The organism is Priestia sp. ST2, from assembly GCF_055810735.1.
In genome coordinates this window covers 817694-835640 of the sequence record NZ_JBVVNT010000003.1, presented here as the reverse complement: position 1 = coordinate 835640, position 17947 = coordinate 817694, and the positions used below count along the sequence as shown (strand labels likewise).

Below are 17947 nucleotides of genomic sequence, written 5' to 3'. Positions count from 1 at the left end.
TAATAGATGGTGAGAATATTAGTTATGGACGCTAGCTTGAAGTAAGATAAAGAGGTTGAAACATAACTACAGGAATCCAATTTAAAGACAAACAATCTGGATACATGATCTGGACTGCTTTCTCGACCGCTGTTGCTTTCTGCGGGGGCTCATCTGTCCTCGCAGGAGTCTTCGCCTTGCCCTTCAACCAACAGCTAGAAGCACCTGCGTTCACCGCGATTATAAAAAACACGAACTATTTATCTGTTTATGATAGATAAATAGTTCGTGTTGCAATTTAATGAAACTACTTTTGTCCCAGCCTGTTTTTCCTTTACACTTTTTTTATAAACGACTTCAGGAATCTTGAAGGATAAGCGGTTTTACCTCTTCTAGTTTGCGGAACAGATAAGTAAAGTGAATTCTGTGCACGCGTCATGGCTACATATAAAAGGCGGCGTTCTTCTTGAAGCGGCACATCATCTCCGCCTCGATAAGCTTCGAGTGCATAATCATGAGGCAATCCGCCATCTACGCTGCTCAGTACGTATACATGCTTATATTCAAGACCCTTTGCTCGATGAATTGTGGTTAGTTGAATACTTTCATTAAATTGCTTGCTTAAAGCTTTCATCTCTGTGTTCATGGCAATCATATGATCCACATGCTCTAACAGTTCAGGTACGGTTTTAAATTTACGTGCTACAACTTTTAAATCCCGCACGTCATCCGAACCTTTTTCCATCATATTTCCTTCATTTCCGCGTTTTTTGACAAAATCATCGAATCCCATATCTTTAGAAATTGTCTCAAGTGCCAAAGAAGGAGACATTGATTTTAGCGACTTGAATAAAGGAATTACTTTCTTGAGCTTTTTTTGCTGAAACGGTTTTAAATCTTGAAGATATTCAAGTGCATCAATAAATGTACCATCATGAAGAATACTTGCTGCTTTTAAGTCATTGACTGCTGTTTTCTTTAAAAAGAGTGCGTTTACTAAATCTTGTAGCGAACTTGCGTCATTTGGATTCACGCTCAAGCGTAGAAATGAAAGTAAACTTCGAACCATTCGTCTTTTATAAAAAGAATCCGCATCTTGTTCGATTGAAAATGGCAGGTTTGACTGCGATAAACGTTCAAAGATGGCGCGTGAAGAAGCGTGAGTTCGGTACAAGACCGCGAATTCAGTTGGAGAAGCCCCTTGCTTAATTTTTTCTTTCATATCCGTTACAATCATTGTTGCTTCTTCTTCTTCGTCGTATGGAAAGAAGAATGTAGGTCGCAACTCATTATCAAACTGGGCAGCCATTTCTTTTTGTCGGCGCGCTGTATTTCGTGCAATGACTTTATTCGCAGAAGAAACGATGGCATGAGCTGAACGATAATTTTGGTTTAACGTAATAACAGTTGTATTAGCAAAATCTTTTTCAAAGTTTAAAATGAACGAAGGGTCGCTTCCGCGGAAAGCGTAAATTGATTGATCATCATCTCCTACGACACACAAGTTTTTAGAGTCTTCACTTAGCATTTTCATAATTTTATATTGAACTTTATTGATATCTTGAAATTCGTCAATTAAAAAATAGCGAAACCTTTTTTGATAACGGGTTAGTAAATCGGGATTTTGTTTTAGCATTTCATAACATCCATACAGCATGTCATCAAAATCGAATAGCTGTTTTTGCTTTTTGACTTCTTCATAACGACGATATAAAAAGTGCACATCTTGTTCCCATTTGTCCTTTGGGCGAATATCTTTCACGCCAACAAGCGTGTTTTTCCAATAGCCGATTTGCTGAAGTGCCTGATCAAACGGAAAATCTTTTTCATCCACGTGGAGCTCTCTTGCTGCTTCTTTCACAATCTGTTCTTTTTGCCAATCCCATTTTAGCAGGCGGTCCATTTGCCACGCTTGAGGATTATGATGAACAATCATACGTAAGAAAATGCTGTGAAAAGTTCCAACTAGCATTTGACGAAGATGTAAGCCGGACATCTTTGGGTATGTAGCCAATCGTTCTTTCATTTCTTTAGCTGATTTAGCCGTGAAAGTCACCAGCATAATGGATTTTGGATCAATTTGTTTTTCTTGTATCATATATGCGGTGCGAGCTGTTAATACACGCGTTTTTCCGCTGCCTGCACCGGCTAGAATAAGGAGCGGTCCTTCTGAATGTGTAACAGCTTTCCATTGGTTCGAATCTAATTCAATACCGCTCTCTTTAAATTCATTTAAATAAGGAGAGTCAGAGTGTTTAGGAACAGCTGGTTTTAAGCGAAAAGCAGGAACACTTGAAAAAGGTGCGGAAGACCTCCATGTTGCTTTCTCTTTTACAGTTGAACTTTTCTCGCCAATAGCTCGTCCTTTAGGAATACGAAATCCATTGGTTTCTCTGTATTCAGCCGGAGTTTCTTTTATTTGTTGCACAGCTGTTGTTTCTGATAGTATGTCTGAACACTCTTCTCTTTCATGGGGAACTTGAGCATGATAAAAGTAAGGAGAATGCTCAATCCCCAGATATAATTTAACTGGTTCTCCGCAGTGAGCACACGTTATTTCTCCTCGGAGACTAGCTTCATATAAATATTGAAATCGGTCTCTAGCCGTTATAGCAAGATTAAGTATCTGATTTTGATAAAGTGCACGTTGCAAAAAACATGGCCTCCTTTTTAAAACATGAATAATCAATAGTAAATAAGAGGGAGTTAAAGCAAGAAGCCGCTCTCGTTCTACATCGATATAGATGTGTGTATACGCACAGTTTTTGTTTTATAGTCAAAGTCTATCATATCAAAATCACCTTTTTTTAAAAAGAGCACGGATATTTTTGGAGGGATAGGATGTAAAAAAGGGTATATATTGAATAAGACATCACATATGTTCAAAAAAGGCGGTATAGATACAAGGTGCCATCTGTTTTGAGCAAGTCTAAAGTAGAGGATTTAAGTAAGCTGTTTCAATGTCGATACTTCTTGAGAAAAATACTGAGGTCTGGGAGTAGAAGGTATCTTGAAAAAGAGGAGGGTTCATATGGGATATATACTGCCCGTCACGCCTTATCAATCTATTCAATATGCAAATCGCCTTCAAAAAAATAATGCTTCTTTTTCAAATCGTATTTGGCCTATTGAGAAAAAAAGCTTTGACGAAGAGTTTGAATCGCGTTCTCACTTACTGGAATTGACGCCAAGTTCAGTACAAAAGCGAAAAAAGCTTCAAGCAGCAGAACGTGTATACAGCAAGCTAACAAATAAGGGCCTAGTGATTAATACACGTGTCTAATACAAAAAATCGTGAACGCAGCAGAATGAATGCGCTCACGATTTTTTAACAAAGTAATGAACAAGTAAAAACATCTTAGTAAGATTCAATAAAAAGAGTACTGCCCTGCTGCCATTCAGCATAAAGCACCTGTTTATAATCGGTAAATCCTTGTTTTTTCAACTGTGTCTTTAACCAGTCTTCATCAAAGCCTGACTGAATCAAGTTTTTCAAAAGCAAACGTCCATCACTGACGAAGGCGATAGATAAAACGGGTTCAGAAGGAGGCAGCTGTAGATCGCTTCTTGTCGGCTTAGCATAATCAGATTTTGGCAATACGCTTAGTGATCCATCTGTTTCTAAAATCGCATATTCAACTTCCCGAATGGAAAATATGTCTTTTGAACGAAGCATATGAAGAAGCTGATCGATATCTAATCGATTTTTGCTAAGTTCTTTGTACGAAATTTTCCCTTTTCGAATAATAATAGATGGCCGTCCTTCTAAAAACAAACGCAGGCGAATATTTTTTTGAGTAATAACTTCGGTGACATAAATAAGCGCTCCCCAAAAGATAACAGCAAATAAAATTTTGCCTATTCCTACTTCTGAGTCATATAGCGCATTTCCTACTAACTCTCCTAATACAAGAGCAGAGATAAAATCAAAAGTGGTAAGCTGAGTGATCGTCGCTCTGCCTAAAAATTTAGTTAAAATAAACAGGCAGATAAATCCGATAAAGAGTTCTAATGCAATTCCGATAAGTTCATCCATATTTTCACCTAATTCACATGATTAGGTATTAGTATAAGCAAAGCAAAGGTTCTTATCCTTTAAAAAAGCAAAAACACCAGGTTCAATTCCTAGTGTTTTTTACTTAGTTTCTTTACCATCTCTACATGTGGAATTCCAGCATCCATAAATTCACCTGAAACCGTTACGTAGCCTAGCTTTTTATAAAATCCTTCCGCATGCGTTTGAGCATGCAGCTTAATCTTTTCAATCTCATGCTCTGCTGCGACCTCTTCTAACTTATCCATCAAAAGCTTTCCTACACCGTCTTTTCGATAAGAAGAAAGAACGCAGATTCGTTCTGCTTTTCCATAGTCCTCTACCATACGGAAGCGTCCTGCCCCAATTGGTGCAGTTCCTTTGTATACAACTAAATGCAGGGCTTCGGTATCGTATTCATCGATTTCTTGCTCTACATCAACCTGCTGTTCTTCTACAAATACTTTTTGACGTACGAAGTAAGCATCAGAATGATCTTGTTTGTTCGTTAGTACTTTGATGTTCACGTATCTTATCCCTTTCCAAGACGAAATGTTTCAAACACAGTCCATGTTTCATTTTCAAGCTGGTACATTAAGTGAAAGCGATCCACTGTTTCTTCATGAGCGACATCTACAAGCTTCAACTGGCTATACACATCTAAGTGCTCATCATCTGAAAGGCGTTGACCAATTGTAATATGTGGAATAAATGAATATTCAGTTGGCTGTTCGAGATTGCCTTCATGAAGTTTATTGTAAAGTGACGTCAGTTCTTGCTTTTGTTCCACTTTTAAGTAAATAACGTTATTGGCTGGTGAAAATGAGCTTACTTTCGTTACATTTAATGTAAATGGATTTGTTTCTTCGGCAATTTTACGCAAGTTAGCCGCAATTTCATCAATTTGGTCTTCTGTAGCTTCAAAGACTTCTTTTAATGTAAGATGAGGCGGAATTAATGAATAGTGAGAATCATAGCGCTTTCGATAAGAATTCGCTACATCTTGCAATTTTTTAGATGGAAAAAGTACAACGCCAAATTTCATAAAAAATCCCTCCAAAGTAAGATCATAAAATATGTATAAAGCGAGCTTATTATAACAAATTTTCAAAAAATATGATATCTTTCTACTTCAACATGTATTGAAGCGACCGCTTTACGTCTTTTTGCCAGTATTTCCACGTATGATTTCCATTAAATTCTTCGTAGAAAACAGAATATCCACGCTGCTTCATTTGTTCGTGCAACAGGCGGTTAGGTTCAATAAAATTCAATATACCATCTTGCGTTGTTTTGACAGCCGTTTCTTCAGTTCCAATAACATGATACAAATCCAGAAGTGAAGGAGAAGCAAATGAGTTGACCGTTTGTAATACAGCATCGTTCACGAAAGGAGAATGCATAATTACTTTCCCGAACGTGTGAGGATAAGCAATGGCCGTCAGCAGTGAAACTGTAGCAGCAAGCGAATCACCAATTAGAACACGTGATTTTCCCATTTGATATGTAGGATATGTTTTATCCAAAAATGGCACAAGTTCATGTGCTAAAAAGCGAATGTAAGCATCTACTTGATTTCCTTCTGGATGATACTTATCGCGTCTGTCTTCCACGCTTTTATATGGAATTCCAACAAAAATAGTACGATCGATTTCCGACTCGTTCATTAAATCATCAATTAAACGAGGTGTCCGTCCGTACATAACATAATCTTTTCCGTCTTGGGCAATAAGTAAGGAATACTTATAGAGCGTAGAATAGTTTGACGGCAAATAGACTAGTAACGTGACATCTTCTTGCAGTGCGTCACTATAAAAAGAAATTTCTTCTAACTTCCGCTTACTTTCTGACATGAATAATCGACTCCTATGCATTTGAATGAAAGCGTTACCTTTATTGTAACACATTTTCTAATAACCGTTCTTTATTTTATTGTAACGAATTTTTTAGCGAATGACGAGAAAGAGGCATGCGTCATTAAAAAAGCGCTTCAGAATCGACTGAAGCGCTTTTGATTAATCTAATTTTTTCATTTTTTTAAACATAGCTTTTTCTGCTTGGCTGGCTTTTTCTAGCGGCTTCTTCGTATATTCTTCTTCTTTTTCATCAATCGAAACCAATTCTGTGTCATTTTTTACATAACTTCGGATATTGCGAGCACCGAAATAGCCGTTTACATCTTCTAAAATAGGCTTGTTTTCTTTTTGATCATAAAGAGTATATGAATTCTCTTCCTTAACGATAGCGTAGTGATTCCCTGCTAGAAGAGCTACGGCTTCTTTTTCGCTTTTTCCAAAAGTAGACATGAGAAACAGAACGATTAAGACGATAAAGAAAAGGGCTGTTGCGCCAATGAAAAATAATAATAAGCCTCTGCTAAATTTACTTTGTTTTTCTTCCACAGTAGACAAACCTCCTGATTAGATAATTTTATTATAGCAAGTAAATGTAATGAGCGCCTAAAGAGATATGTGACGAGTTTATGAACTCAGGTGGATGAAACAAAAAAGGTTTTTAGCGCCTCTCATCGAATTTAATATAAAGAGAGACAACAACTTGAAAAGGAGAGAGAGACATGACAGCGAAAAAAATCCCAACGAGCAAAGAAGTAGCAAAGGCAACATTTGATTTGCTAGAAGAGCGTGGCGTAACAGTTTTAGATATTGCTGAAATTGTGTATGATTTACAGCTTCCTTATCATCCTGCTCTAACCATTCAGGAATGCGCTGAGAGCGTAGAGAGAGTACTGCAAAAGAGAGAAATTCAGCATGCGCTTCTAGTTGGAATCGAACTTGATAAGTTAGCTGAGCAACATAAATTATCAGAACCTCTTCAAAGCATTGTAGAACAAGACGAAGGGTTGTTTGGTGTTGACGAAACGATTGCTTTAGGTGCCGTTTTAACCTATGGCAGTATCGCTGTTACGACCTTTGGCTATTTAGATAAAGTAAAAGTAGGCATTATTGAAAAGCTGGACTGTAAAAAAGAAAAAGGAGTTAATACCTTTTTAGATGATTTAGTAGCGAGCGTGGCTTCTAGTGCGGCAAGTCGTTTAGCTCACCGTCAGCGTGATGAACAAGAACAGCTGCAAGAAGGCAATCCGGCTACGTAATAAATTTCTTTTAGTATGTATATAAGCTGCGTAAATTAACACGCCGAAATGATTTAGTCTTTTATTTAAATAACGGATACTAGGCACGTATCACCTGCGTGTCTAGTATCCGTTAATGGAACGATTTATGGCTGTAGTGAAGTAGTCATAAGGTAGCTTAAGTTTTTCAGCCCAAGACTTTCATAAAAAGCGCGTGCTTTCTCGTTAAATGCCCATACGGTAAGCTGGAGGTCATTTGCTCCTTTTTGTACAGCCCACTGTTTCGTAGCAGAAAAAAGACTTTTTCCTACGCCATAATTTTGAAAGCCTTTCTTAACGCCAAAATATTGGATGTACGCTGTGTAGGAAAGAGGAGCTAATGTAGTGGGAGGGTTATATTTTAATTCAACAACAGACGCCCCAATAATTTGATTTCGATATTGAGCTACAAGAATATCAATGGTTGCATAATAAAGAGTAGCTTGATATTGTTCCGGAGATAAAACAGCCATCTGATTATCAAACATAGAAGGAAGCGCATTTGCGTGGAGTTCTAGTGATTCCCCTAATATTTTATTTACTTCTGTATAATCATCGAGTTTTGCAGTGCGATAGATAATCTCCATACACACTTCACCTACTTTTTAAAAGTTGTGCTTTATCATATGTAGCAACTTAAAAAATGTTAAATGAGAATTAAAACTTGAAAATTTTAAGCGAAGAACTGCACTAAACAGAGCATATATTCTATGCTCTGTTTGATGTTATAGTTGAAGAATATATAAGAGCGAAACGTTAAATTCTAGTTTCAGCAATGGCATCGCGTACTTTTTCAAGCGAGTGTTTAGAGGCATCTTTATTCGCGATCATTACATTAACGTACAAAGCATCAATGAGGCTTAGCTGTCCAATTCTCGAGGCAAGAGCTTCAGATCGATATTCTGTTTCTTCTGAACTCGTATAAAGAGAAACATCGACATTTTGGCTTAATGGAGATTTTGGAAAACCCGTAATACCGATCGTTTTGGCACCGTTCGCTTTTGCTGTATTTAAAATGTTCATTGTGTCTTTATTTGTTCCAGAATGAGAAATCACTACCGCTACATCCTGTTTTGTTAATTGAGAAGCGGACATAAGCTGGAAGTGGGAATCAATAAATGCAAACGTTTTAATTCCTGTTCGAACAAATTTATGAAAAGCATCCATAGCCACTACGGAAGAACCGCCCGTGCCATAAAACTGAACTTTATCCGCCTTCATAAGAAGTTTGACGGCTTTTTCAATAGCGTTGCTTTCTAGTATTTGTAATGTATTTTCAAGCGTTCGTACATTGGAGCGAAAGATTTTTTCAGCAATCGTTTTTTCATTATCCGTTTCAGCAATTTCCTCGTGAATCTGCTGAATAGGCGTCATAATTTCAGCAGCCAGCGCTATTTTCATCGCTTGATAGCCCTTGAAGCCAATTCGTTTACAAAAGCGAAAGACTGTTGCATCAGCTACATTTAAATCGTCTGCCACTTCGTTAATGGTACTGTGAATAATTTGTTCCGGCTGTTCTAAAATATAATTTGCTATTTTTTTCTCTTTTTCACTGAATCTAGCATAGTGAGAACGAATTTTTCCTAAGCAATTTTGCGTCATAACTGATGTTCCTTTCCACGAATTTAGTAGTAAAAAGAGTATAGCATAAAAATATGAGTGAAAAAAATTTTCTTGTAAACGATTGCAAAATGAAAAATAATTCGTATAATGGAGGTAATGTGAAATTTTTTTTCAAAGGGAGTTTGTAAAATGAAAATTGGATTAATCGGTTTAGGAAAAATGGGATATAATTTATCATTAAATTTAATGGACAACCATCATGAAGTAGTAGCTTATGATGTAAATAAAGAAGCGGTAGAAAAACTTGCAAATGAAGGAGCAACTGGCGCCTTTACTGTTGAAGAGTTAGTTAATGAACTTCCTCCTTCACCTAAAGTTGTATGGATTATGGTTCCGGCTGGAGAAGTAACGGAAAATGTTATTACAGAACTAAAAGAACTTCTGTCAGAAGGAGATATTATAATAGATGGAGGAAACTCTAATTATAAAGAATCTGTTCGACGTGCTCAGGATCTTCAGGAAAAAGGTATTTACTTCTTTGATGTAGGGACAAGCGGCGGAATGGAAGGGGCAAGAAACGGAGCGTGTACAATGATCGGTGGAGATGCGGAAGTATTCCGTACAATTGAACCGATTTTTAATGATATTTGCGTAGAAAATGGATTTATGTACGCAGGTAAAAGCGGAAGCGGTCACTTTTTAAAAATGGTTCACAATGGTGTAGAATATGGAATGATGCAATCCATTGCTGAAGGATTTGAAGTTCTGGAAAAAAGTCAGTTTGATTTCGACTATGAAGCCGTAGCACGCGTTTGGAATAACGGATCTGTTGTTCGTTCTTGGTTGATGGAACTAACGGAAAATGCGTTTTCAAAAGATCCTAAACTAGACAGTATTAAAGGAGTCATGCAGTCTTCTGGCGAAGGGAAATGGACCGTAGAGACTGCTCTTGATCTTCAAACGGCAACTCCTGTTATTGCTTTATCGCTAATGATGCGCTATCGTTCATTAGAGGAAGATACATTTACAGGAAAAGTTGTAGCAGCACTTCGAAACGAATTCGGCGGCCACGGTGTTGTAAATAAGTAAAGTAGTAAAGTAGGGGGACAGCAGCATGAGCAAAAAATATGCAATAGGTGTAGATATCGGAACAACGAGTACAAAGTCTGTATTGTTTTCAGTAGACGGTACAGTCATTGCAAATCATGGGATTGAGTATCCATTATACTCGCCGACGCCCGCGATGGCTGAGCAAGATCCTGAAGAAATTTTTCAAGCAGTTGTACGTACAATTCAAACGGTTGTAAAAACGAGCGATGTAAAACCTGAGGATATTTTATGCGTTTCATTCAGCTCAGCTATGCACAGTGTTATTGCCGTTGATCAGCAGGGAAAGCCGCTGACAAAATGTATCACGTGGGCAGATAATAGAAGTGCAGAATGGACGGAAAAAATTAAAAATGAATACAATGGTCATGAGATTTATTTGCGTACGGGTACGCCTATTCATCCGATGTCGCCGCTTTCCAAGCTAACATGGCTATCTAATGAACAGCCTGAACTAGTGAAGGGAACACATAAATTTATTTCGATTAAAGAATATGTATTCTTTAAGTTGTTTAACGAATATGTTATCGACTATTCGATTGCATCAGCAACGGGTTTGTTTAATCTGAAAAATCTTGCGTGGGATGAAGAAGCACTTAAAGTAGCAGGTGTTACAACCGATCAGTTATCCACTCCTGTTTCAACAATGCATCAGTTAAAAGGGCTAAACCCAGCGCTTGCAGTTGACATGCACTTACTTCCAGATACGCCCTTTATTGTAGGTGCAAGTGACGGTGTATTATCAAATTTAGGCGTAAATGCAATTGAACCAGGCGTTGTGGCTGTGACAATCGGGACAAGCGGAGCTATTCGAGCAGTGACTGACAAGCCAGTAGTCGATCCGAAAGGTCGTATTTTCTGTTATGCGTTGACAGAAGACCACTGGGTAATTGGCGGCCCTGTAAATAACGGCGGTATGATTTTCAGATGGGCTCGCGATCAGTTTGGAGCGTCGGAAGTAGAAACAGCTAAACGCCTTGGAAAAGATCCGTATGAAGTATTAACGGATATTGCAGCTTTAGTGAAACCGGGAGCGGACGGCTTATTGTTTCACCCATACCTTTCAGGAGAGCGTGCGCCGCTTTGGGATGCAAATGCTAAAGGTTCATTCTTTGGCCTAGGTTTGCATCATAAAAAAGAACATATGATTCGTGCTGTATTAGAAGGCGTTATCTTTAACTTGTATACGGTATTATTGGCACTTGAAGAGTTAATTGGAGAGCCTACAAAAATTCAGGCAACAGGCGGATTTGCACGTTCCGCACTTTGGCGTCAAATGATGGCAGATATTTTTAACCAAGAAGTATCCGTGCCGGAAAGTTTTGAAAGTTCATGTCTAGGAGCAGTTATCCTTGGCTTATATAGCCTTGGCGAAGTTGACTCATTGAACGTTGTTTCTGATATGGTTGGAGCGACTAATCATCATTATCCAATCAAAGAAAACAGTGAAGTATATAAAGAGTTAACGACTATCTATATTCGTTTGGCTCGCTTATTTAAAGAAGAATACGAAAGCATTACGGCTTTTCAAAAAAAATATGTACATTAAGTTCACAAATCATCGCTTGAAGTTTTCAAGCGATGATTTTTTGTGTGTTAGGTTATCTAACAACCAAAAGAGTTGACACTACACAATATATAAAAGTTCCCTCAAATAATGTTACAATTTGTCCAGTGTATCCCCGTTTCTCATTAAATATAATAAGGGATAACGTTAGTATTTATCACATACCAGAAGGAATCGTCACAAACGCCTTTATATTTCAGAAAATTCAAATAAAATTTGTTTTTTGAAATGAACTTATTTTATGAAAAGGGGTTTTATGGATGAAAACACAAATTGAGCAAGATGGAATTGTGACGCTCACAGATGAGACGCACAATCAGCTGAGCGGCAGTGACCTTTGGAATGAGGATTTACGTCCGACTACGATGAAAGAGCATTCTTGGAAAGGAGTTAACTTTGCCACGCTTTGGATTGGGATGTGTCTGTGTATTCCAGCTTACACAATGGCGAGTGGAATGATGACGCTTGGAATGAACTGGTGGCAAGCAATTGGTACAATCTTTTTAGGAAATGTTATTGTTCTTATTCCTATTTTGCTTAATTCTCACGCTGGAACCAAGTTTGGCATTCCTTATCCAGTATTTGCCCGCCTGTGGTTTGGAGATAAAGGAGCACATATCCCAGCACTGGCTAGGGCCATCGTGGCTGCTGGGTGGTTTGGAATTAATACATGGATTGGAACGGAAGCAATTGATACACTTCTAAGCGCTTCGTTTTCGTCTTGGAATGGTTTAACTGGTCATACAGCCATTGTATTTGCTCTTTTTTGGCTTTTAAATGTAGGAGTGGCATATAAAGGTCCGCAAGCGATTAAAGTATTAGGAGCGATTGCTGCTCCGGTTATTGGTATTTCGGCTATTATTCTTTTTATATGGGCTTATACAAACTCGGGAGGGTGGGGCCCCATTTTATCTACGCCTTCTAAATTTACATCAACAGGAGAATTTCTAGCCGTATTTTTCCCAGCTTTAACGGGGGTTATTGCCTTTTGGGCGACGCTCGCTTTGAACATTCCAGATTTCTGTCGATATGCTAGAAGTCAGAAATCTCAAATGGTTGCGCAAACCTTTTCCTTGCCATTGACGATGAGTATTTTTTCATTTATTGGAATTGCTGTTACTTCAGCAACAATCGTTATATTTGGAGAAGCTATTTGGGATCCAGTGGCCTTAGTAGCTAAATTCCCTCCGTTTATCATTTTCTTAGGAACAATCGTTATCGTGCTTTCTTCTTTAACGATTAATGTGGGAGCAAATATCGTCGCACCAGCCCGTGCAATTGAGAATCTGAATCCAAAGAAAATCACGTTTGCGATGGGGGCGCTAGTGACCGGTATTTTTGCTATTCTACTTCAGCCATGGTACATCATGTCTAATTTCGGGAACTATATTTTCGGCTGGCTTGGAACATACGGAGCGCTGCTTGGCCCTATAGACGGCATCGCCATTGCTGACTACTGGCTTGTAAGAAGGAGACAGATGGCATTAAAGGATTTATATGAGGTAAACGGTCGCTACAGTTATTCAACAGGTTTTAATAAAAACGGCATTTATGCATTAGTAATTGGCGTGGCCATACCCGTTTTAGGCTTACTGATTCCTGGACTGCGCTTTTTATGGGATAATGCCTGGACATTTGGTCTATTCATTTCTATCATCGCTTACACGTATCTCATGAGAGGAGATAAAAGTGTATTAGCGCCGGGGGAATATGAAGAAATAACGTTAAAAACAAGCGAAAAAACGATTATCGACAGTCAAACGGCTGATCCAACCATCACCAAATAAATAAGATGAATCCAATCATTAACATGATTGGATTTTTTTATGTGTTAAAACTGTATGGAAGAAAATTGATAAAATTTTTTTGAGTTTTTTTGTTGATTTAAGAATTTTTTTTTCATATAATTTAAGTAATAAAAAAATGAAATCGTTTTCTAAAATAATTAATGTAAACGATTTCGATAATTGAAACTTATTTTTAAAAAAATTCACAGGATGTAGAGCTTTTTTGCTACATAGAGAAAGCGTTTACTTAAAGGGAAGGTGGAAAGCAAGATGGATGCATACTTATTAGCTATTACAGTTGCCGCAATTGTTATTGTTATTGTAGGTGTTTCAGTTTTTAAATGGCATGCGTTTATTAGTTTAACGGTTGCGAGTTTGTTTTTGGCAATTGCTTCTGGGTTATCAATGGATAAAATTGTTGGCGCTTACGAAACGGGAGTGGGCGGTGTTTTAGGCCACTTAGTAGGAATTTTAGCGCTGGGAACAATTTTAGGTAAGCTGATGGCCGATTCAGGTGCCGGCATGCAGGTAGCGGATTATTTCGTAAGAATATTCGGTGTGAAAAGACTGCCATGGGCGATGCTAGTAGCAGGTTTCATTATTGGTATTCCTGTTTTCTTCGAAGTAGGAATTTTAATTCTACTGCCTTTAGTTATTTCCATTCATAAAACAACAAAACAAAATATATTATTGATTGCTCTGCCGGTTATTGCGGGATTATCAATTGTTCACGGTCTCGTTCCTCCTCATCCAGGTGCGATGGCAGCTATTAGTATTTACGGAGCAAATACGGGGAAAGTGCTTTTATATGCATTAATCATTTCAATTCCAGCTGCAGTTATCGCTGGACCGGTTTTTGCAAAATGGGTTCACAAACGAGTGATTCCAGAAGGAGAACCTGATCTAATTCGTATTACGACAACATCAAAAGATCTTCCTGGTACAGGCGTTTCATTTTTTGTCATTTTACTGCCCGTTCTATTAATGGTCTTAGCAGCTATAGCACCTGTTATTAACGGATTGCCAAGCGGCGTAGTGAAGTTTGTAGAATTAATAGGAAGTCCATTAATTGCACTTTTAATTGCTTGTTTTGCAGCGTTTTACCTGCTTGGAAAACGTCAAGGTATGACAAAAGATGTGATTAAAAAACTAACGGAAGAATGTTTGCTTCCTGTAGGATCTATTGTCTTAATTATTGGTGCAGGGGGCGGCTTCAAACAAGTATTAATCGATAGCGGAGTAGGTACAACGATTGGTCAAATGTCTGAACATCTATCTCTATCACCACTTGTACTTGCATTTTTAATTGCTGGATTAATCCGTATTGCTACAGGTTCAGCAACAGTTGCATTAACAACAGCGGCTGGTATTGTCTCACCAATCATTGAGCATATGTCCGGTGTTAACTTAGAACTGCTTGTTATCGTTACGGGTGCGGGTTCACTAATGTTCTCTCACGTTAATGATGCTGGCTTCTGGATGGTGAAGGAGTATTTAGGATTAACAGTGAAAGAAACGTTCAAAACATGGACCGTTCTGGAAACGCTTCTATCCTTTATTGCTTTTGCAGGAGCACTTATTCTAAATGCATTAATTTAAAAATAAGACTCTTTTACTCTATGTAAAAGAGTCTTATTTTTTTATGAAAGAAAAGAATTTGCAAGAAAAATAATCAAAATATTTTATTTATTCGTTAAATTATGGCAAAATGGAAATAGAAGAATAATAGCTTCTAAGAAGGGAATGACAGAGAGTGAGTAATCAACTAGTATTTTTCACAAACTTTTCAGAAGGAAAATTAGATTCAGACGTTTCTTGGTATTGTCCACCAGCTCAATTTCAAATTGATACAGAAACGAATCGATTAGTGATTAAAACAGACGCTAAAACGGATTTTTGGCAGCGTACTCATTATGGCTTTGAAGCGGACAATGGACACTTTCTTTACCGTGAAGTAGAAGGCGACTTTGAAATCATGACAAAGGTGCATACATATCCAGTTAATCGCTACGATCAAGCAGGTCTCATGATTCGTGTATCAAAAGATACGTGGATCAAAACGTCAGTTGAATACAATCCCGATGGTCCTAACCAATTAGGAGCAGTCGTAACCAACCAGGGCTTCTCAGATTGGTCCAGTCAAAATTTTACTCAAAACAAATCAGCGCTTTATTTTAAAATTCAGCGTAAAAACGATGATTACACCGTTTGTTATTCAAGTGATGGAGATTCTTGGACTCAGCTCCGACTCGCTCACTTATTGAACTCAACCAAAGAACCTGTTCAAGTTGGTATTTATGCTTGTAGTCCTCAAGGAGAAGGGTATGAAGCCCAATTTGATTTTATAAAAGTAGAAAAAATGTAAATAAAAACCACGATTTAGCTACAGCTAAATCGTGGTTTTTATTTAGAAAGCGCATTATCTAAAGGCTGTGTGACAGAAGCGGATGTCGGTTGATTGTGTAAAGCAATTTTTTGCTTGAAGTAGCTGATGACAAAACCTGTAATCGCAATGGATATAACAGAGAAAATTCCTTTTGAAAGTCCAATTGAATACATGCTCGACAGCACGACAAGGAAATCAAATGAAAAATTCACTTTTCCAGGATCCCAGCCGAATTTTCGCTGTGCGAATAACGCTAGAATATTAGCACCGCCGAGAGAAGCTCCGTTCATAAATAAAATGGATAAGCCAAGGCCGGCAATTAGTCCGCCCGTAACAGCACCCATCAGGCTGGGAAGTGTAAAAGAAGGAAGCAAGTGATCGAGTGAAGTGAGAAGCGATAGCAAAGACACTGATCCTATAGTTGTGGCGGTAAATTTCCATCCCATTTGAAAGAAGGAAAAGAGATAAAAAGGAATATTAATGAGAAAAAAGATTACCGCAAACGATAAGGGAAGGGCATATGACAAGCTAAGAGACAGACCAGCTGTTCCCCCCGTCACTACGTGAGAGTGCCGCAAGATAAGAACACCAATACTTGCAATCGTACATCCAAGAATAATCCATAAAACTTTTCGCATAAATAAACCCCTTTGTTTGTTTTTTCGGAATTTTCATTTTCAATTATCTACTTTAATGATAGGATATTAAATAAAGAAAACACATGTATAAATGAAGGAAATAATACTTGTTCTTTTATCAACTTGAATAAAGATTTTATTTATTATATTCATTTTGAAAGGAAAGGTTTGGATGGATCAAATCGATGCACAACTATTGTCTATTTTGCAAAGGGACGGACGTATGACGATTAGTGATTTATCAAAAAAGCTGGCTCTTAGCCGTCCAAGCGTATCAGAAAGACTGCAGCGTCTTCAGGAACGAGGAGTGATCCAGCGTTTTAGCGCTACGGTGTCTCCGAAAGCTTTAGGAAGAGATACACAGCTGTTTATTCAAGTAAGCGAATTAAAAAGAAAACCGGAGGAATTTGAAGACTTTATTGAGCAAAATGAAGACGTGCTTGAATGTCATCGCGTAACGGGGCCGGTTTCTTACTTTATCAAAGCAGCCGTGTCTGGAATGGATGGACTTAGAATGCTAGTGGATGAACTGATTCCTTATGGAAATGTGAATACCTCAATTATTTTAAAGTCGCCTGTAGAAAACAGGATGATTACTCCTGTACAAAAACCGGCCCCATAAGAGGCCGGTTTTCTGTGTAAGGAGATATTAATAAAATCCTTTAATAATATAAAAATGATTTTGTAAAATATCAGGTATTTCTTCTTCTGAAACGTTCCTTTTCGTCTTTTTTTCGCCGTCTGTTACAGTTAGCGTTTCGCCAGAGAGGGTAATGCGCCCTGTAGGGGTTGCGATCGTAACAAGACGTTTGTGTACAAACGGAGAATCCGCTGACGTTTGATTGAACTCACACATGGGAGTAAAGTCAGTCAGTTTCTTAGGAAGCGTAGACACACGGTACAGCGTTTTCCATACATCATCTTCCCATCGCTGCAAATCATACATATGCTCAGCAACGTTTGTCATACGATAAGAGCCGCTTACATCTCTTACTACTTCGCCATTTAAAGGCATTGGCTTGCGCACAGAATCTCCAAATCCAACGTCTACGATGTAAGGCTGATCTTCAATCGTCACAAGGTTTGTAGCATGACTTCCTTCAATGGTCCATGTGCCGTCGGGTTTTTTGACGGTAGCTGAAACGTAAGAGACTTCATATCCGCTTTCTTTTAACAGCCAGCCAAATAGACCGTTTAATTCGTAGCAAAATCCTCCCCGCAAATTTACGATTACTTTTTGAAAAATTCGTTCTAAATCAATTATGATAGGGGTTTGAGACAGAACATCTAAGTTCTCAAAAGGAACATGAAGCATGTGTTTGTTCTGTAAAGCAGCTAAGCTTTCATACGTTGGGCTATCCGGTTTCTTAGCTAAAAACCGACTAAAATAATAATTAATATTCATTAAATGCACCTCTTAGTAAATCATTTCTCTCTGTCTTTAGCAGAACGTTCATGTAACAGCGCTTTTTCGATTGTCTCTTTGGAAGCGAATCCTTGAAGTACAAGGCTGTCAATTTTTAAAGTTGGTACTTTCATCTCGTCACGCTCCTTTATGGCATGTTTTTATTTTATCAAAAGTAAAGACGATCCTTCCAACTTGGGAACTGCGGAAAAATAGTTGACAAAATTGGATAACTCTTTCTATAATATAGTCAATACATATCACGAGCGATTAGTTCAGTGGGAGAATACATCCTTGACAGGGATGGGGTCGGGGGTTCGAATCCCTCATCGCTCATACCATTGAATTTGTT

General features: G+C 38.1%; 18 protein-coding genes and 1 tRNA gene. 9 read left to right on the top strand and 10 right to left on the bottom strand.

Annotated features, from left to right (window positions below):
* Window positions 1–313: 313 nt before the first annotated feature.
* Window positions 314–2632 carry an ATP-dependent helicase gene (locus AC0KUU_RS16600; RefSeq protein ID WP_043980436.1) on the bottom strand — a complete coding sequence of 773 codons (2319 nt, stop codon included), beginning with the start codon at window positions 2630–2632 and terminating at the stop codon, window positions 314–316.
* A gap of 378 nt (window positions 2633–3010) precedes the next feature.
* Here AC0KUU_RS16600 and AC0KUU_RS16595 point away from each other — a divergent pair, with 378 nt between their 5' ends.
* The gene (locus AC0KUU_RS16595; RefSeq protein WP_043980435.1) at window positions 3011–3262 is read left to right on the top strand and encodes a hypothetical protein; all 252 of its coding nucleotides are present in this window, start codon (window positions 3011–3013) and stop codon (window positions 3260–3262) included.
* A gap of 75 nt (window positions 3263–3337) precedes the next feature.
* Here AC0KUU_RS16595 and AC0KUU_RS16590 read toward each other — a convergent pair whose 3' ends face one another.
* From AC0KUU_RS16590 to AC0KUU_RS16570, 5 genes are all read right to left on the bottom strand, one after another.
* Window positions 3338–4015, bottom strand: coding sequence for a DUF421 domain-containing protein (locus AC0KUU_RS16590; RefSeq protein ID WP_013081784.1), 678 nt, complete (start codon window positions 4013–4015; stop codon window positions 3338–3340).
* An 89-nt stretch (window positions 4016–4104) separates the two neighbouring features.
* The gene (locus AC0KUU_RS16585) at window positions 4105–4539 is read right to left on the bottom strand and encodes a GNAT family N-acetyltransferase (RefSeq protein ID WP_043980433.1); all 435 of its coding nucleotides are present in this window, start codon (window positions 4537–4539) and stop codon (window positions 4105–4107) included.
* A gap of 5 nt (window positions 4540–4544) precedes the next feature.
* Window positions 4545–5057 (bottom strand): YjcG family protein, encoded by a 513-nt coding sequence (locus AC0KUU_RS16580; RefSeq protein WP_013081786.1) that lies wholly within the window; start codon window positions 5055–5057, stop codon window positions 4545–4547.
* A gap of 82 nt (window positions 5058–5139) precedes the next feature.
* Window positions 5140–5865 (bottom strand): alpha/beta hydrolase, encoded by a 726-nt coding sequence (locus AC0KUU_RS16575; RefSeq protein WP_013055456.1) that lies wholly within the window; start codon window positions 5863–5865, stop codon window positions 5140–5142.
* Between the two features lie 162 nt (window positions 5866–6027).
* Window positions 6028–6414 carry a hypothetical protein gene (locus AC0KUU_RS16570; protein WP_029324785.1) on the bottom strand — a complete coding sequence of 129 codons (387 nt, stop codon included), beginning with the start codon at window positions 6412–6414 and terminating at the stop codon, window positions 6028–6030.
* A gap of 173 nt (window positions 6415–6587) precedes the next feature.
* Here AC0KUU_RS16570 and AC0KUU_RS16565 point away from each other — a divergent pair, with 173 nt between their 5' ends.
* A complete protein-coding gene (locus AC0KUU_RS16565; protein WP_043980427.1) occupies window positions 6588–7124 on the top strand; it encodes a phosphatidylglycerophosphatase A family protein in 537 nt (178 codons plus the stop codon).
* 125 nt (window positions 7125–7249) lie between these two features.
* Here AC0KUU_RS16565 and AC0KUU_RS16560 read toward each other — a convergent pair whose 3' ends face one another.
* On the bottom strand, window positions 7250–7729 hold the full coding sequence (locus tag AC0KUU_RS16560; protein ID WP_025749861.1) for a GNAT family N-acetyltransferase: 480 nt from the start codon (window positions 7727–7729) through the stop codon (window positions 7250–7252).
* A gap of 169 nt (window positions 7730–7898) precedes the next feature.
* Window positions 7899–8744 (bottom strand): MurR/RpiR family transcriptional regulator, encoded by an 846-nt coding sequence (locus AC0KUU_RS16555; protein ID WP_013055460.1) that lies wholly within the window; start codon window positions 8742–8744, stop codon window positions 7899–7901.
* 150 nt (window positions 8745–8894) lie between these two features.
* On the opposite strand from AC0KUU_RS16555, the gene gnd reads away from it, so the two are divergent.
* The 5 genes from gnd to AC0KUU_RS16530 all read left to right on the top strand — a co-directional run bounded on the left by gnd (window position 8895) and on the right by AC0KUU_RS16530 (window position 15531).
* The gene (gnd, locus tag AC0KUU_RS16550; protein ID WP_043980423.1) at window positions 8895–9794 is read left to right on the top strand and encodes a phosphogluconate dehydrogenase (NAD(+)-dependent, decarboxylating); all 900 of its coding nucleotides are present in this window, start codon (window positions 8895–8897) and stop codon (window positions 9792–9794) included.
* A gap of 25 nt (window positions 9795–9819) precedes the next feature.
* Window positions 9820–11361 (top strand): gluconokinase, encoded by a 1542-nt coding sequence (gene gntK, locus AC0KUU_RS16545; protein WP_043980421.1) that lies wholly within the window; start codon window positions 9820–9822, stop codon window positions 11359–11361.
* A 278-nt stretch (window positions 11362–11639) separates the two neighbouring features.
* On the top strand, window positions 11640–13166 hold the full coding sequence (locus AC0KUU_RS16540) for an NCS1 family nucleobase:cation symporter-1 (RefSeq protein WP_043980420.1): 1527 nt from the start codon (window positions 11640–11642) through the stop codon (window positions 13164–13166).
* A 270-nt stretch (window positions 13167–13436) separates the two neighbouring features.
* Window positions 13437–14765 carry a GntT/GntP/DsdX family permease gene (locus AC0KUU_RS16535; RefSeq protein ID WP_013081793.1) on the top strand — a complete coding sequence of 443 codons (1329 nt, stop codon included), beginning with the start codon at window positions 13437–13439 and terminating at the stop codon, window positions 14763–14765.
* 154 nt (window positions 14766–14919) lie between these two features.
* Window positions 14920–15531, top strand: a complete 612-nt coding sequence (locus AC0KUU_RS16530; RefSeq protein WP_028407502.1) for a DUF1349 domain-containing protein — start codon at window positions 14920–14922, stop codon at window positions 15529–15531.
* A gap of 38 nt (window positions 15532–15569) precedes the next feature.
* On the opposite strand, the gene AC0KUU_RS16525 is transcribed toward AC0KUU_RS16530, so the two are convergent.
* Window positions 15570–16190: a YitT family protein gene (locus tag AC0KUU_RS16525; RefSeq protein WP_043980417.1), complete on the bottom strand. Its 621-nt coding sequence runs from the start codon at window positions 16188–16190 to the stop codon at window positions 15570–15572.
* Window positions 16191–16362: 172 nt separating this feature from the next.
* Between AC0KUU_RS16525 and AC0KUU_RS16520 the strand changes: the two genes are divergently transcribed.
* The gene (locus AC0KUU_RS16520) at window positions 16363–16812 is read left to right on the top strand and encodes an Lrp/AsnC family transcriptional regulator (protein ID WP_013055467.1); all 450 of its coding nucleotides are present in this window, start codon (window positions 16363–16365) and stop codon (window positions 16810–16812) included.
* A 27-nt stretch (window positions 16813–16839) separates the two neighbouring features.
* Here the strand turns inward: AC0KUU_RS16520 and AC0KUU_RS16515 are convergent, their stop codons facing one another.
* Window positions 16840–17595, bottom strand: coding sequence for an arylamine N-acetyltransferase family protein (locus AC0KUU_RS16515; RefSeq protein ID WP_043980415.1), 756 nt, complete (start codon window positions 17593–17595; stop codon window positions 16840–16842).
* Between the two features lie 264 nt (window positions 17596–17859).
* Between AC0KUU_RS16515 and AC0KUU_RS16510 the strand changes: the two genes are divergently transcribed.
* Window positions 17860–17931, top strand: a tRNA-Val gene (locus tag AC0KUU_RS16510).
* Window positions 17932–17947 lie beyond the last annotated feature (16 nt).